This is a genomic window from Nocardioides sp. (assembly GCF_050699375.1).
GTDB lineage: Bacteria > Actinomycetota > Actinomycetes > Propionibacteriales > Nocardioidaceae > Nocardioides.
In genome coordinates, this window is record NZ_JBOHDN010000336.1 from 1 (window position 1) to 14,628 (window position 14,628).

Consider the following 14,628-nt stretch of genomic DNA (forward strand, 5'->3'; position numbering starts at 1 on the left):
CGGCGGGGCCGGCGTACGTCAGAAGTCGACGTACGCCGGCCCCGAGGGTCGAGCGGAGGACTACTTGTCGTCGTCCGGGTTCACGTCCATGTGCTCGATGTCGCTGAAGTGCGGCGGCTCGTCGTCCTTGTTGAGGAACTTGTTGATGAGCCAGGTGATCGCCCACAGGACGACACCGATCAGCATCAGGCCGCCGGCGATCTCGTAGACGAGCCCGTCGCGGTCGACCCACGGGCCGGCCAGGTAGAGGCACAGCACCGCCGCGAGGTAGGGCAGCCACTTGGGTGCGGTGAAGAACGTCTTGTCCGTCTCCGGGCGCCGGTTGCGCAGCACGATGGCGGCGATGTTGACCACCGCGAAGACGCACAGCAGGAGCAGCGCGGTCGTGCTGCCGAGGTTGGAGACGATGTTGCTGTCCGGGTCGCTGGAGACGTACCAGATCAGCGCGAGGGCGAGGATCGTGGTGAACGCGATCGCGATGTAGGGCGTCCGGCGGCCGGGCAGGACCGCACCCAGCTGCTTCGGCAGCACCCGCTGCCTGGCCATGCCGTAGACGAGCCGGCTCGCCATCAGCATGTTGATCAGCGCCGTGTTGGCGACAGCGAAGACGGCGAGGAACGGGAAGATCTTGTCGATCGGGAAGTCGGGAGCACCCTTGCCGACGACCTCGAGCAACGCCCGGCCCTCGGACTCACGGATGTTCTCGAGCTCTCCCGGGGAGAGCACGCTGACCACCGAGATCGCGACCAGGATGTAGAGCAGCGCGGCCGCGCCCAGGCCCATCAGCATCGTACGCGGGAAGATCCGCTCCGGCTCCTTGGTCTCCTCGACCATGTTGACGGCGTCCTCGAACCCGACCATCGCGAAGAACGCGACGGAGGTGGCGGCCGTGACGGCGAAGACGACCCCCATGTTCTGGTAGTCGTCGAAGGAGACCAGCTCCGCCATGTCCGCCTTGCCCTGAGCGATGACGTAGAACCCGACACCGATCACCATGCACAGCGCGACCATCTCGACCGCGGTCAGGATGATGTTGAACTTCACGCTCTCGCCGACGCCGCGCAGGTTGATCAGTGCGAGCAGGACCATGAAGGCCATCGCGAGCGCGGTGATGACGCCGCTGCTGGGGGCGTCCATCCAGCCGTTGATCTCCAGGCCACCGAAGAAGTTCTGCGCCAGGGTGGTCGCCGATGTCGAGGCGCTGGTGATGCCCGAGCAGGCGACGGCGAAGGCCACGATGAAGGTGAGGAAGTGGATCCCGAACGCCTTGTGCGTATAGAGGGCGGCGCCCGCCGCGCTCGGGTACTTCGTCACCAGCTCGAGGTAGGAGTACGCCGTCATCGTGGCGACGATGAAGGCGAGCAGGAACGGCAGCCAGAGCATGCCGCCGACGTAGCCGGCCATGGTCCCGGTGACGGCGTAGACACCGGCACCGAGGATGTCTCCGACGATGAAGAGCAACAGGAGCCAGGGCCCCATCACTCGTTTCAGCTCAGGGGTCTCATCTTTTGCCAGGGTTGTCATGGTGAGAGTCCTTCCTGGTCAGGATCGAAACATAGTTTCGAAAAGGGATGAAGGGATCCCTATATCAAAGCCCACCGGCGGCGTTAGGTGTACGACAATTCGTAAACACGCCGTAACCGGGGGAAAATTCACCGCTAGGGTCGCTGCCATGACGTTCTCCATCGTTGCAAAGTCGGTCGATCCAGCCACCGGAGAGCCCACCTGGGGTGTGGCGGTCGCCTCGAAGTTCCTGGCCGTCGGATCCGCGGTTCCGGCAGCGGTGGCGGGAGTCGGCGCGATCGCCACGCAAGCGGAGGCGAACGTCGCCTACAAGGGCCTCGCGCTGGCCCATCTCGACGAGGGTGCGACCGCGTCGGTCGCGCTCGAGCGCCTCCTGGAGGAGGACCCGGGCCGCGACCACCGCCAGGTCGGGATCGTCGACGTCGACGGCACCGCGGCCTCCCACACCGGCTCATCCTGCCTCGACTGGGCGGGCTCGCGCACCGGCTCCACCGACGACGGCGGCTACGCCATCCAGGGCAACATCCTCACCGGGCCCGAGGTGGTCGAGGAGATGGAGGCGGCCTGGCTGGCCTCCTCGCCCGAGGCGCCGCTGCAGCGTCGTCTCCTGGCCGCGCTGGCCGCGGGCGACAAGGCGGGCGGCGACAGCCGAGGCCGCCAGAGCGCGGCGATCCTGGTCGTACGCGAGGAGGCCGGCTACGGGGGCAACGACGACATCGCCGCCGATCTCCGTGTCGACGACCACACCGACCCGGTCACCGAGCTGACCCGGCTCCTCGACCTCAACGACTTCTACCTGACCGCACCCTCCGAGGCCGAGAAGGTGCCGGTCGGCCCCGAGATCGACGCCGAACTGGCGACCTTCGCCGCTGCGTACGGCTCCAAGGACTTCTACACCTGGGCGGCCACCCAGAACTACGAGATGCGGGTCGCCGACGACGTTTCCTGGATCGACCAGCGCATCCTCGACATCGTGCGGGGCGCCGAATGAGCGGGATCCTCGCCATCGACGCCGGCACCACCGGCGTCACCGCGCTGATCGTCACGGAGAAGGGCGAGATCGCGGCCCGCGGGTATGAGGAGTTCGACCAGCACTTCCCCCAGCCCGGCTGGGTCGAGCACGTGCCCGAGGGCATCTGGCAGGCCACCCTGGAGGCCTGCCGCACCGCGCTGGCGGCCTACGGCGCCCACTCGGGCGGGCACAGCGACCTGGTCGGCATCGGCATCACCAACCAACGCGAGACGGTCGTGCTGTGGGACCGGGAGACGCTGGGCTCGCCGCGTCGCGCGATCGTGTGGCAGGACCGTCGTACGACCTCGATGTGCGCCTCGATGGCGGCCCACGACGCCCGCGTCCGGGAGCTGACCGGCCTCCGCCTGGACCCCTACTTCACCGCGACCAAGCTGGCCTGGATCCGTGAGAACGAGCCCCACACCTGGGCACACGTGGAGTCGGGCCGGTATGCGATCGGGACGGTCGACTCCTACCTGATCGCCCGGATGACGCGCGGTCTCCACCACGTCTCCGACGTGTCGAACGCGTCGCGCACGTTGCTGTTCGACATCGGCGCCAACGACTGGTCCGACGAGCTCTGCTCGCTCTTCGGCGTGCCCCGCGACGCACTGCCCGAGATCGGGCCCAACTGGGGCGAGGGCGTGGTGACCGATCCGCGCTCGTTCCTGGACCTGTCGCTGCCCATCGCCGGGGTCGCCGGTGACCAGCAGGCCGCCCTGTTCGGGCAGGCCGCGTTCGAGGTCGGCGACTCCAAGTGCACCTACGGCACCGGATCGTTCGTGCTGACCAACACCGGCAGCACACCACAGCGCTCCGATTCGGGCCTGCTCACCTCGCCGGGCTGGATGGCGCCCGGTGGCGAGATGACGTACGTCCTGGAGGGCTCGATCTTCGTCACCGGAGCCGCGGTGCAGTGGCTGCGCGACGGCCTGCAGATCATCGGCTCGGCCGCCGAGACCGCTGCCCTGGCCAAGACGGTCAGCTCGTCCGAGGGGGTCGTGTTCGTGCCCGCGCTGACCGGCCTGGGCGCTCCCCACTGGGACCCCGACGCCCGGGGCACGATCATCGGCATCACCCGCGGCACCACCCGCGCCCACATCGTGCGGGCCACCCTTGAGGCGATCACCTTCGAGGTGCGTGACGTGATGGCGACCATGCCCACCCCCGTCGCCTCCCTCAACGTCGACGGTGGCGCGGCGGCCAACGACCTGCTCTGCCAGCTCCAGGCCGACCAGCTCGGCGTCGAGGTCTCCCGGCCCCGCCACGTCGAGACCACCGGTCTGGGCGCCGCGTTCCTCGCCGGCCTCGGGGTCGGTGTGTGGGACGGCTTCGACCAGATCCGGGAGACGTGGGCGCTGGACCGCACCTTTACTCCCGACGAGTCCCGTCGCGCCGCGGCCGACGCGGCGTACGCGTCCTGGAACGAGGCGGTCACGCGTTCGAAGGGCTGGGCATGACGCCGCAGGAGGTCGCGGACCGGATCCGCAACGCACGGTTCACCTCGGTCACCTTTCACCGGGGCTACGACATGAACCAGGTCGACGAGCTCCTCGAAGCCCTCGAGACCGCCGCGCTCGCCGGAGACCGCTTGGCCACCGTCGTCGCCGCGTACTCGCTGCGCACGACCCGGATCCGGCCCGGCTACGCCATCGACGAGGTCGACGCGTTCCTGGCCACGATCGTGGTCTGAAGGACTCATCCCGTGCCGTTCACCCACCGCATCGCGACCGCTGCGGACATCGCAGCGTTGACAGCGATCATGGACAAGGCGATCGCCGACCTCCAGCGCGGCTTCCTGACCCCGGAACAGATCCGGTCGAGCCGGACGGTGATGGGCATCGACACCCAGCTGATCGAGGACGGCACCTACTTCGTCGTCGAGGAGAACCACGAGATCGCCGGCTGCGGAGGCTGGAGCCGACGGGCGACGCTGTACGGAGGCGACCACACCCCCGGCCGTGAGCCCGCTCCGCTGGACCCCGCCCATGACCCGGCGCGCGTACGAGCGATGTACACCAACCCCGACTACGCACGACGAGGCGTCGGGCGCCTGATCCTGGAGCTGTGCGAGCGAGCGGCGGCCGCGGAGGGCTTCACCAGCCTGGAACTGATGGGCACCCTCTCGGGAGAGCCGCTCTATCGGACCTACGGCTTCGAGCCGGTCGAGTGGATCGCCGACGACCGCGGCGGCGCGCCCGTCCCGCTGGTCCGGATGCGGAAGAGCATCCAGCTCTGACCGCTCAGCGGTCGGCGTCCTCGAGCCGCTGAACCTCGGCGGCCGCATCGTCGCGGGCGGTAACCCTCTCGGCGACCGAGGACTCCGCGGCGTCGCGCGCGTCCTCCGCCTCGGCGATCTGGTCGTCGACCTCGAGAGCAGTCTCCTCCAGATCGGCCAGGCGGCGGCGTACGTCCTCGATCTCCGACCTCACCTGAAGGAGTCGGGCCTCCACCTTCTCGAACTCGGCCGTGGCCCGGTCACGTCCCTTCTCGGCCGCGGACAGGGCGGACTCCGCCTCCGCGAGCGCCTCGCGGGCCTCGTCCAGGGCCGCGGTGTCGGGGAGGTCGGGTACGGCTCGGAGCGGCTCGGGCGGCGGCGGGACGACCTCAGAGACCTCGAAGCCCAACGCCTCCGGCACCGCGACGGCGCCGGCCGCGTCCACGGCATCTATCCCGGTGGCCGAGAGAGCCGAGACCAGCAGGCCGCTGCGTACGGCCTTGGCGGCGTCGGCGTCGATCATGGCCGCGGTGAGCGTGCCCTCGACCTGGGTCGCGACCGCCTCGGTCACGCGCAGGCCGTGCTCGCGGGCGAGCCCACGCGCACGAGTGGTGACGGCGGCGGTGAGCTGGCGGCGCTGCTTGGTGAGCTCACGCAGCTGAGCGGAGTCCATCCCGGTCTGCGCCTCGCGAAGCAGAGCCCCGACCGAGATCACCTGCTCCACCTGCTCGGTCTCATAGCGCACCAGCAGGTTCACGACCCACGCCGCCGTCGACGGCTTCTTCAGCGCCTTCACCGGACCAGCGAGGTCGGTGCCCTTCAGCGCCTTGGCCCGCGCGTCGCGCCTCGGGGTGAAGTCGGCCAGCGGCAGGCCGTAGAGCTCGGCCGCATCAGCAAGCAGGTCATCAGCCACCGTTGCATCGTAGAGTCATCCGCCTCAGCGCGTCAGCAGCCAGTCGTCGTAGTCCGTGGCCTGTCGCTCGTGGAGCTCGCGCAGCGCGTCCTCCTCGATCCCGGCGAGGGAGAGCCCCATCCCCACCAGCACCGAGCGCCACTCCTCGAAGTCCCGCAGCTCGCGCGTGCGGGCGCCCGCACCGATCCTGGTGTGCCGGACCGAGCGGACCGTGTCGGCGCCGGTCTCGTCACGGCGCTGCACGACCAGCTTGCTCGTGTAGGGACCGGGCGGCGTCGAGAGAGCCGGATGTCTTGCCGCGACCTCGCCCTGCCCGATCTCGCCGCGGACGAGGTTGCCGTGGAAGGAGCCCGCCGGGTCGTGGTGGAAGGTCCACCCCTTCTCCCCCACCCGCACCAGCCGGTAGGTGAAGCCGCTCTGCCGGAAGTGCCCGTCGACCAGCGGCAACGGCTCCCGGAAGGCGTCACCGAACCCGAGGTCCGGCCACCATCGACCGCCCGGGTTCTCGGGAGTCGGGAGCCCACGCACCTCGAGGGCGAGATGGTCCAGCTCGCCGCTCGGCCCGGTCGTCTCGATCAGCTGTCCGGGGCGGCGTACGACGTCGAAACCCAGCTCCTCCAGCACCAGCGAGACCAGCCCGTTGTGGTGGAAGCAGTAGCCCGCGTTGCCTCCCTCGGCGACCCGCTCGAGCGTCTCCACGGGATCGACGGAGTGTGGCGCCTCGGCCAGCCCGATGGCGGCGAGCATGATCGAGAGGTTGTCGTAGGGAAGCGTGTCCAGATGGCGCCGATGGAGATCGACAAGCGTCTCGTACGTCGCCCCCGGCCGCCCCTCGACGCCGAGCCGTCGCAGATACCCCTCGATCGCCGGTCCCGTCATCGGTCCCGTCATGGCCGGTCCAGCCGCCCGTGCCGGTGCATCAGGGGATCCTCGTCGTCCCCGACCTCGAGCGTCACGATCTCGCAGGTGGCCAGGACCGACCAGCCGACCTCGGTCATGGAGACCAGGCGTACACCCGCCCAGGTCGGCGCGTCGGCGAGCCGACGGCCGAACTCGGTCTCGACCCAGGTGCCGGTGCGGAAGGCGCCGCCGGGCGCGGGAGCGGTGCCGCCGAACGCCTCGGAGAGGTCGCGGTGGCGCCAGTGCAGCAACGACACCACGCCGGACCCGGTCTCCTCGAGCTCGTCGCGAAGATCCGAGTCGGGGTCGAGCAGACCCAGCACGGCGCCCGGAGACCCGTTGGCGACCATCATCGAGGAGACCGTCAGACCGGCCCAGGAACCGGCAGAGCCCGAGGTCCACAGCGACACCCGCCCACCCAGACGACCACGCAGCCGGCGAACCGGGTCCTCCGGTGCCGGGAACGGGTGGGAGGAGTGGATCGTCAGGCTACGTCCTTGGTAGATCCGGTCTTGGCGGCGGCCTTCTTGGACGCCTTCCTCGAGGTCTTCAGGCCCTTCTTGGCGGCCTTCGCCTCGTCGGCCAGCTTCTTGGCCTCCGTGGCGTACAGGTCGACGTACTCCTGGCCGGAGAGCTTCAGGATCTCGTAGACGATCTCGTCGGTGATCGCACGCAGGATGTAGCGGTCGTTGGCCATGCCGTCATAGCGCGAGAAGTCCAGCGGCTTGCCGTAGATGATCCTCGGCTGCACGATCCTGCCGAACTTCTTCCCCGGTGGCGCGATCACGTCGGTGCCGATGACCGCCACCGGGATCACCGGCGCACCGGTGTCCAGGGCCAGCCGAGCGATACCCGTACGTCCCCGGTAGAGCTTGCCGTCGTGGGAGCGGGTGCCCTCGGGGTAGATCCCGAAGAGCTCGCCCTCGCCCAGGACCCGCTTGGCGGCGATCAGCGCGCCCTCGGCGGCGGTGGCGCCGGTCCGGTCGATCGGCACGTTGCCGGTGCCCGAGAAGAACGTCCTCTGCAGGAAGCCCTTGAGGCCGGTTCCGGTGAAGTACTCCGCCTTGGCCACGAACCGCACCATCCGCTTCATGCCGAGCGGCATGAAGAGCCAGTCGGCGTAGGAGAGGTGGTTGCTGGCCAGGATCGCCTGTCCCTTGCGAGGGATGTTGTCCGCGCCCTCATAGGACGGGCGGAAAATCGCTCGCAGGATGGGCCCGATCGCGACCCACTTCAGGAACGAGTAGAAGAGCTTCGTCGACACCCCATCGCCTTCCGTATTTGTCTTCGACCGGTCAGCCTATATCGAGACAGGTACTTCTACTCGCGCACCCTGTCATGAGATCCCGGTAGGCTGGAAGGGTGAGCGACCGAGACGACCGGCCCGAGGACGCGACCGGGGCCTCCGAGGAGGCCTCCGAGCCGTCGAAGGATGGGGCCTCTGGGCCCGCGCCGTCGGACGAGGAAGCCTGGCGCGCGATCGTCGAGAACTACGGCGACCGCCCCGCCCTCGACGAGTCGCCCGTCTCGGGAGGCCTCTTCGAGCAGAAGATCGACATCGTCGAGCCGGCCGAGGAGCCGGACGCGTACGAGGACATGTGGCGCGGCGACGACGAGGGCTACGTCCCTCCGCCTCCGCCGCCGCTGCCGAAGCCCACCCCGGCACGGTTGCTCGCCTGGATCGGCGTGCTCGGCGCCCCGGTCGCAGTGCTGGCCCTGATCGTGGTCACCCAGGTGGCCGGCCGCAGCTTCAGCAGCTGGGTCATCGGTGGCCTGGTCGCGGCCTTCCTGGCCGGCTTCGTCTACCTGCTCGTGACCATGCCTTCCGAGCCCCGCGACCCCTGGGACGACGGCGCTCGGGTCTAGCGACCGAGCCCGCGCGCGAGCGCTGCCGCCCCCACGACCCCGGCCTCGGCTCCGAAGGCGGTCGGCACGATCTCCGGCACCTCACGATGGTGGCGTCCGACGAGAGACGCCTCCAGCGCCGTACGTGCCGGCGCCAGCAGGAGGTCGCCGACCGTGGAGACGCCCCCACCGACGACCAACAGCTCGGGGTCGAAGGCGGCCACCAGGCCGGCCATCCCGACGCCCAGCCACGACCCCACCGCCTCGTACGCGGCCAGAGCAAGCTCATCGCCACGGATCGCGGCGGCGGTGACCGCCGGGCCCGTGATCTTCATCGGGTCGCCCGCGGCCAGCTCGTCGAGCGCGGAGCCGGCGTACTCCTCGGTCTCCACGCGGGCGCGCACGAAGGCGACCAGCGCGTTGCCGGAGGAGTACTGCTCCCAGCAGCCGGTCAGGCCGCACTCGCACGGCAGCCCGCCGGGCACGACCTGCATGTGGCCGAACTCGCCGGCCATGCCGTTGCGGCCGCGAACCACGCGGCCACCGAGGATCACGGCGCCACCGATCCCGGTGCCGAGCGTGATCAGCAGGGCCGAGTCGACGCCGCGGGCAGCGCCGAGCTCCAGCTCGGCCAGCGCGGCGCAGTTGGCGTCGTTGTCGAGCGCTACCCGGGTGCCCCAGCGTGTGGACAGCCGGGTCAGCGTCGGCTCGCCGCGCCAGGGCAGGTGCGGGGCGAACATGACCCGCTCCCCGGCCGCGTCGACGAAACCCGCGGCCGCCAGCCCGACACCGGCGACCGGCCGGCCCGCGGCGACCTCGGTGACCGCCTCGGTCAGCGCGTCCTCGACCAGCTCGAGCTCGACCCGGCGTCCGGGGGTGCTGCGTCGAGCGGTGCGGAGCACCTCACCGGTCTCCGAGACCTCGGCCGCGAGCACCTTGGTGCCACCGATGTCGACACCGATGTGCAGGCTCACTGGACCCGGCTCACTTGCGCGCCAGGTCCGCCGCGCCGATCAACCCCGCCTCGTTGCCAAGCGTCGCCTTGCGGATGTCGAGCATCGGCCGGTGTCCACGGCCCGTCAGCTGCGCCTCGAAGGCACGCCGAGCGGGTCCCAGCAGCAGATCTTCGGCCTCGGCCACTCCCCCGCCGATGGCGACCACGGCGGGGTCCAGCACGGCCGCGATCGACGCGATCCCCTCGCCCAGCCAGATGCCCAGGTCGGTCAGCGCCTCGATCGCGAAGGCGTCGCCGTCGCGGGCCGCCTCGGTGATCAGCGGGCCCTTGATCTTCTCCAGGTCGCCCTCGGCGCGGTCCAGGACCTCGCGGGCCAGCAGGGACCCGCCGCGGGCGGCGCCGCGGACGTTGCGCACCAGGGCCGAGCCCGAGGCGTACTGCTCCCAGCAACCGCGGTTGCCGCAGCCGCACAGATGACCGTTGGGGACGACGCGCATGTGGCCGATCTCGGCGCCGACGCCGAAGGCGCCGCGGTAGAGCTCGCCCTCGAGCACCAGACCGCCGCCGACACCGGTACCGACGGTCACCAGCATCATGTTGTCGACCTCGGCGCCCGCGCCGTACTCGAACTCGCCCCACGCGGCCGCGTTGGCGTCGTTCTCGATCACGACCGGCAGGTCGAGGACCTTCTCCAGGCGCTCCTTGAGCGGCACGTCGCGCCAGGCGATGTTGGGCGCGAACAGGACCGTCGAGCGGTCCTTGTCGATGTAGCCGGCGGCGCCGATGCCGACGCACTCGATCGAGTGGCGCGACTTGAGCTCGGCCACCACCTCGACGATGGCGGCCTCGATCGCCTCCGGGTGCTTGGCCGGTGACTCGACGCGGTGGTCCTCGATGATGTTGCCGTCATGGTCGACGACACCGCCGAGGATCTTCGTCCCGCCGACGTCCACGCCGCACGCGAGCTTCTTCATCCCTCAGCTCCAACCATCGAGATCGATCCGGTCGACCCTCGTAGAACGCTGTGCCGCGTCGTCCTCAGCCCGCACGCCATCACCGTGAGCATCCTCGCCTTCACCAGAACCAGAACCAGCACCGGGGCCTGCGGCCGCCGCGTTGAGCACCGTGGTCGCGGCCTGCATCAACGATGCGGCGGCACTGGCCAGGTGCACCTTTACCTCCGGGCTCGACTCCCGGATTACGTGAACGGTACGGCACAGCGGGCAGTAGGTGCACTCCGGTGCGCCGGTGTCGACATGCTCGCCGAACTCCTCGGCGAACCTGCCGGCCAGGTCGGAGGCATGCCCGGCGATCCCCGTCAGTGTGTGCGTGAACCCGCCCGCGGCCGCACCGGCACCGTCCTTGGAGTCCTTGGCCCAGTCGCCGATCGCCTCCATCAGCCGGGCCAGCTCTTCGGCGGTGGTGCCCAACGGCTCCTCCGCCCACTCGTGGCGTTGCTCGCTCACGGCATCTCGCTCTCGCTGGTCTCTGTCTCGGGACGCGTCTCCTGGCGGGTGAACCGTACCCGCAGCTCCCCACCCTCGACCCGCGCCCCGCTGACGTTCAGCCGGGCAAGTGCGGCCGGCAGGGTCAGCAGACGCCGGTAGGCGCCCACGGTGATCGCCAGCTCGTCGCCGTTGCGCCCGAGCTGCACCTGCTCCCGGCCCACCCACCTGGCCACGCCTGGGAGCGCCAGATGGACCACGGCGGTGCCATCGTCGCCGTCCTTGTCGACCCGGAACGGCGCGACCGCGTCGGGGACAGCGAGCGCGTCGATGCTGCCGCTCCATGCGTACGCGGCCTCGGCCACCTCCCGCAGATCCGGTACGCCCACGGGCTCGGTCGGCCGGTAGAAGGAGCGCCACACGGGCAGTCCCTCGAAGGACGCGCCGACGTCGGCGAGGACGTCGTCCTGAGCCTTGACCCAGCCCGCGCGCCAGTCGTCGGAGCCACCGGCGGGGAAGATCCGGTTGGCGACGACACCGTCGACGCGGTAGCCGTAGAGGGACAGCGTCGTCCACGACCGCCGCGCCTCGGCGAGCACGACCCGCTCGGGGGTCAGCACGATGCGTACGGACGCCTCCGGACCCGACAGCAGGGCGCGTACGTCCGCGAGCTCGTCGTGGAGCCGGACCATCGCGTCGAAGACGGAGTCGCCGGGCATGGGCACGCCGGCTGCCTTGGTGAGCACCGGCTTGAGCGCCTTCACCATCTTGCGCTGGACCGGGAGGATGCGCTCGAGATACCAGCCCAGGGCCTCGGGCAGGGCGAGCAGACGCAGGGTCTCGGCGGTCGGAGCGCAGTCGACCACGATCATGTCCCACTCCCCCGACGACGCCATCCGCCGCAGCTCCAGCAGCGCGAAGACCTCCTCTGCCCCGGGGATGATGGTCAGCTCCTCGGCCGCGATCCGGTCCACTCCGATGGTGTCGAGGACGGTCAGCAGGTAGCCCTGCACCTCCGCCCAGGACTGCTCGAAGCGGCGCTGGGCGTCGACGTGCTGGATGTACAGGTTCTCGGCGACCTTTTCGGGCTCGGGGCCCAGCATCCGCTCGTTGTGTCCCCCTGAGCCCTGTCCATCCACGATCCCGAAGGCGTCGCCCAGTGAATGAGCGGCGTCGGTGGAGAGAACGAGGGTGCGCATGCCGCGGGCGGCGGCCATCGCCGCGGTGCCGGCCGAGACGGTCGACTTGCCGACGCCGCCCTTGCCGGTGAAGAGGAGGATTCTCACGAGGTCATGCCCTCTACTTCTCGACCCTCTGCTTGAGGCCTCGCAGCGCGGTGTCGATCAGCACCTTCTCGCCCTTGCGCTTGAGCATGCCGATCAACGGGATGCTCAGGTCGAGCGCGAGCCGGTAGGTGACCTCGGTCCGGCCGCCCAGGTCGCGCAGCACATAGGCGCCGTCCATCGAGCGGAGCAGGTTGCCCTTGACCAGGGACCAGGTCACCTGGCGGTCGTCGTCCCAGTCGTACGCCAGGGTGTACTCGTCCTTGATCGGCGCGACGTCGAGCACGAACCGAACCTCCTCGGCCCGCCCGTCGACACCGGTCTCGACGACGCTGACCTCCTGCATGCCCTTCGCCCAGACCGGGTAGGACTTGAAGTCAGCGATCACCGCCATCACTGCCGAGGGGGTGGCCTCGATCACGATCGTCGAGGTGGTCTGATCGGCCATCGGTGGTGTCCTCACTCAGTCCGGCTCATGATGCGAGCAGATGTGTCCGGGGTAACTCCAGTTGGCGGTTCTACACTCAGAGGGTCACCGGAGTGGCCCCGGAAGCCATCGTATGAGTGATCACGGAGCGTACCGGATAGCATCCCGGTGAAATGGTCCGGCTGTGACGGGGGTAACCTGCGGCCGGTACCCACCTACCATCAGTATGCGGAGGCCCTAGTGCGCGAGTTCTCCACGCCCGCGACATACGTCGTTCCCCCCACCGGCAGCTTGAGCGACGATGTCGTGCGCAACGCCACTGAGGCGCCCGACGTCGCCGTTCTCAGCCGCCCAGGCGCCGACGGCACCTGGGCCGACGTCACCGCGAGCGAGTTCCTCGCCGAGGTGTCCTCGGTCGCCAAGGGCCTGATCGCGGCGGGTGTCGGCGCTGGGGACCGGGTCGCGCTGCTCTCGAAGACTCGCTATGAGTGGACGCTGATCGACTACGCGATCTGGTTCGCCGGCGCGACCACCGTGCCGATCTACGAGACCTCCTCGGCCGAGCAGATCGAGTGGATCCTCAAGGACTCCGCGGCCGTCGCGGTCGTCGCCGAGGAGCCCAGCCACATGGCTCGCATCAGCGAGGCCCGTGAAGGCTGCGTCGAGCTCAACAGCGTCTGGTCGATCAACGACAACGCCGTCGAGCTGCTGGTCAAGCTCGGCACCGACGTCACCGACGAGCAGCTCGAGGCCCGCCGCAGCGCGGTGACCCCCGACGACGCCGCGACGCTGATCTACACCTCCGGCACCACGGGTCGCCCGAAGGGCTGCGTGCTGACCCACGGCAACTTCATGTTCGAGCTCGAGGTCGTCGTCGACTCGCTCGACGGCCTGTTCAGCATCGAGGGCCGCAGCACGCTGCTGTTCCTGCCGCTCGCGCACGTCTTCGCGCGGATCATCCAGATCGGCTGCATCAAGTCGCGCACCCGTCTGGGCCACACCCCCGACATCAAGAACCTCGTCGCCGACCTCGGCACCTTCCAGCCGACCTTCGTGCTGGCCGTGCCGCGAGTGTTCGAGAAGGTCTACAACACTGCCTCGCAGAAGGCCGTCGCCGACGGCAAGGGCCGCATCTTCGACGCCGCGACCGAGGTCGCGATCGAATACTCCCGCGCCACCGAGACCGGCAAGGCCCCATTCCTGCTGGCGGCCAAGCACAAGCTGTTCTCCAAGCTCGTCTACGGCAAGCTCCTCGCCGCGCTCGGTGGCAACTGCTCCTACGCCGTCTCCGGTGGTGCTCCGCTCGGTGACCGGCTCGGCCACTTCTACCGCGGCATCGGCGTCACCGTCCTGGAGGGCTACGGGCTCACCGAGACGACCGCCGCGCTCACGGTCAACCTGCCCGAGGCGTTCAAGATCGGCACCGTCGGCCGGCCGCTGCCCGGCACCTCCGTGCGCGTCGCCGACGACGGCGAGCTGCTCTTCAAGGGTGGCCAGGTGCTCAAGGAGTACTGGCAGAACCCCAAGGCCACCGCCGAGGCCAAGACCGACGAGGGCTGGTTCCACTCCGGCGACCTCGGCGAGGTCGACGACGAGGGCTTCGTCAAGATCACCGGCCGCAAGAAGGAGATCCTGGTCACCGCCGGCGGCAAGAACGTCGCCCCGGCCGTCCTCGAGGACCGTCTGCGCGCCCACGTGCTCGTCGACCAGTGCATCGTGGTAGGTGACGGCCAGCCGTTCATCGGCGCGCTCGTCACCGTCGACCCCGAAGCCCTGCCGACCTGGGCCGAGGCCAACGGCAAGTCCGGCGACATCGAGGACCTCACCGAGGACGACGACCTGCGCGCCGTCATCCAGAGCGCCGTCGACGACGCCAACAAGGCCGTCTCGAAGGCCGAGTCGATCCGCAAGTTCGTGATCCTCGCCGACTCCTGGACCGAGGAGGGTGGCCAGCTCACCCCCAGCCTCAAGCTCAAGCGCAACGTCGTCATGCGCGAGTTCAGCCACGAGGTCGAGGCGCTCTACAGCAAGTAAGTAAACTCGTGTTGCCGAGTCGGCGCATCTCGTGGTGCCGAGTCGGCGCATCTGACCCCGTGCCTCGCGAAG

General features: G+C 69.6%; 16 protein-coding genes. 6 read left to right on the forward strand and 10 right to left on the reverse strand.

Going from position 1 to position 14,628, the window contains the following annotated elements; genetic code table 11:
• Positions 1 to 60: 60 nt before the first annotated feature.
• Entirely contained in the window at positions 61 to 1,524 is a 1,464-nt protein-coding gene (locus ACRDPS_RS22850) for an APC family permease (RefSeq protein WP_431503963.1), read from the reverse strand.
• Between the two features lie 148 nt (positions 1,525 to 1,672).
• Here ACRDPS_RS22850 and ACRDPS_RS22855 point away from each other — a divergent pair, with 148 nt between their 5' ends.
• The 4 genes from ACRDPS_RS22855 to ACRDPS_RS22870 are packed head-to-tail and all read left to right on the forward strand — an operon-like array spanning position 1,673 to position 4,775.
• A complete protein-coding gene (locus ACRDPS_RS22855; protein ID WP_431503964.1) occupies positions 1,673 to 2,515 on the forward strand; it encodes a DUF1028 domain-containing protein in 843 nt (280 codons plus the stop codon).
• A complete protein-coding gene (locus ACRDPS_RS22860; RefSeq protein WP_431503965.1) occupies positions 2,512 to 3,996 on the forward strand; it encodes an FGGY family carbohydrate kinase in 1,485 nt (494 codons plus the stop codon). The genes ACRDPS_RS22855 and ACRDPS_RS22860 overlap by 4 nt, the downstream gene beginning before the upstream one ends.
• Positions 3,993 to 4,229 (forward strand): DivIVA domain-containing protein, encoded by a 237-nt coding sequence (locus ACRDPS_RS22865; protein ID WP_431503966.1) that lies wholly within the window; start codon positions 3,993 to 3,995, stop codon positions 4,227 to 4,229. The genes ACRDPS_RS22860 and ACRDPS_RS22865 overlap by 4 nt, the downstream gene beginning before the upstream one ends.
• Positions 4,230 to 4,241: 12 nt before the next feature.
• Positions 4,242 to 4,775: a GNAT family N-acetyltransferase gene (locus tag ACRDPS_RS22870; RefSeq protein ID WP_431503967.1), complete on the forward strand. Its 534-nt coding sequence runs from the start codon at positions 4,242 to 4,244 to the stop codon at positions 4,773 to 4,775.
• Positions 4,776 to 4,779: 4 nt separating this feature from the next.
• On the opposite strand, the gene ACRDPS_RS22875 is transcribed toward ACRDPS_RS22870, so the two are convergent.
• Genes ACRDPS_RS22875 through ACRDPS_RS22890 form a run of 4 tightly spaced genes read right to left on the reverse strand, consistent with a single transcriptional unit; the run spans position 4,780 to position 7,831 of the window.
• The gene (locus ACRDPS_RS22875; RefSeq protein WP_431503968.1) at positions 4,780 to 5,667 is read right to left on the reverse strand and encodes a hypothetical protein; all 888 of its coding nucleotides are present in this window, start codon (positions 5,665 to 5,667) and stop codon (positions 4,780 to 4,782) included.
• Between the two features lie 24 nt (positions 5,668 to 5,691).
• Positions 5,692 to 6,558, reverse strand: coding sequence for an arylamine N-acetyltransferase family protein (locus tag ACRDPS_RS22880; RefSeq protein WP_431503969.1), 867 nt, complete (start codon positions 6,556 to 6,558; stop codon positions 5,692 to 5,694).
• Positions 6,555 to 7,073: a flavin reductase family protein gene (locus tag ACRDPS_RS22885; protein ID WP_431503978.1), complete on the reverse strand. Its 519-nt coding sequence runs from the start codon at positions 7,071 to 7,073 to the stop codon at positions 6,555 to 6,557. Before ACRDPS_RS22885 ends, ACRDPS_RS22880 begins: the two co-directional genes overlap by 4 nt.
• Positions 7,052 to 7,831, reverse strand: coding sequence for a lysophospholipid acyltransferase family protein (locus ACRDPS_RS22890; protein ID WP_431503970.1), 780 nt, complete (start codon positions 7,829 to 7,831; stop codon positions 7,052 to 7,054). The genes ACRDPS_RS22885 and ACRDPS_RS22890 overlap by 22 nt, the downstream gene beginning before the upstream one ends.
• A gap of 98 nt (positions 7,832 to 7,929) precedes the next feature.
• On the opposite strand from ACRDPS_RS22890, the gene ACRDPS_RS22895 reads away from it, so the two are divergent.
• Positions 7,930 to 8,433, forward strand: coding sequence for a hypothetical protein (locus ACRDPS_RS22895; protein WP_431503971.1), 504 nt, complete (start codon positions 7,930 to 7,932; stop codon positions 8,431 to 8,433).
• On the opposite strand, the gene ACRDPS_RS22900 is transcribed toward ACRDPS_RS22895, so the two are convergent.
• Genes ACRDPS_RS22900 through ACRDPS_RS22920 form a run of 5 tightly spaced genes read right to left on the reverse strand, consistent with a single transcriptional unit; the run spans position 8,430 to position 12,543 of the window.
• Positions 8,430 to 9,386, reverse strand: a complete 957-nt coding sequence (locus ACRDPS_RS22900) for an ROK family protein (protein WP_431503972.1) — start codon at positions 9,384 to 9,386, stop codon at positions 8,430 to 8,432. The two genes, ACRDPS_RS22895 and ACRDPS_RS22900, sit on opposite strands and share 4 nt — an antisense overlap.
• 10 nt (positions 9,387 to 9,396) lie before the next feature.
• Complete coding sequence (locus tag ACRDPS_RS22905; RefSeq protein ID WP_431503973.1) at positions 9,397 to 10,341, reverse strand: ROK family glucokinase; 945 nt, start codon at positions 10,339 to 10,341, stop codon at positions 9,397 to 9,399.
• A 3-nt stretch (positions 10,342 to 10,344) separates the two neighbouring features.
• The gene (locus ACRDPS_RS22910) at positions 10,345 to 10,833 is read right to left on the reverse strand and encodes a hypothetical protein (protein WP_431503974.1); all 489 of its coding nucleotides are present in this window, start codon (positions 10,831 to 10,833) and stop codon (positions 10,345 to 10,347) included.
• The gene (locus ACRDPS_RS22915) at positions 10,830 to 12,098 is read right to left on the reverse strand and encodes an ArsA family ATPase (RefSeq protein WP_431503975.1); all 1,269 of its coding nucleotides are present in this window, start codon (positions 12,096 to 12,098) and stop codon (positions 10,830 to 10,832) included. Before ACRDPS_RS22915 ends, ACRDPS_RS22910 begins: the two co-directional genes overlap by 4 nt.
• A 13-nt stretch (positions 12,099 to 12,111) precedes the next feature.
• Positions 12,112 to 12,543 (reverse strand): SRPBCC family protein, encoded by a 432-nt coding sequence (locus tag ACRDPS_RS22920; protein WP_431503976.1) that lies wholly within the window; start codon positions 12,541 to 12,543, stop codon positions 12,112 to 12,114.
• Positions 12,544 to 12,828: 285 nt separating this feature from the next.
• On the opposite strand from ACRDPS_RS22920, the gene ACRDPS_RS22925 reads away from it, so the two are divergent.
• Complete coding sequence (locus ACRDPS_RS22925) at positions 12,829 to 14,556, forward strand: AMP-dependent synthetase/ligase (protein ID WP_431503977.1); 1,728 nt, start codon at positions 12,829 to 12,831, stop codon at positions 14,554 to 14,556.
• The last annotated feature ends 72 nt before the right edge of the window (positions 14,557 to 14,628 follow it).

What these genes read in the sequence shown, in the direction of transcription:
- ACRDPS_RS22880 (WP_431503969.1), bottom strand. Translation starts at nt 6,558, where the DNA reads ATGACGGGACCGATGACGGGACCGGCGATCGAGGGGTATCTGCGACGG.
- ACRDPS_RS22920 (WP_431503976.1), bottom strand. Translation starts at nt 12,543, where the DNA reads ATGGCCGATCAGACCACCTCGACGATCGTGATCGAGGCCACCCCCTCG.
- ACRDPS_RS22865 (WP_431503966.1), top strand. Translation starts at nt 3,993, where the DNA reads ATGACGCCGCAGGAGGTCGCGGACCGGATCCGCAACGCACGGTTCACC.
- ACRDPS_RS22905 (WP_431503973.1), bottom strand. Translation starts at nt 10,341, where the DNA reads ATGAAGAAGCTCGCGTGCGGCGTGGACGTCGGCGGGACGAAGATCCTC.
- ACRDPS_RS22850 (WP_431503963.1), bottom strand. Translation starts at nt 1,524, where the DNA reads ATGACAACCCTGGCAAAAGATGAGACCCCTGAGCTGAAACGAGTGATG.
- ACRDPS_RS22855 (WP_431503964.1), top strand. Translation starts at nt 1,673, where the DNA reads ATGACGTTCTCCATCGTTGCAAAGTCGGTCGATCCAGCCACCGGAGAG.
- ACRDPS_RS22860 (WP_431503965.1), top strand. Translation starts at nt 2,512, where the DNA reads ATGAGCGGGATCCTCGCCATCGACGCCGGCACCACCGGCGTCACCGCG.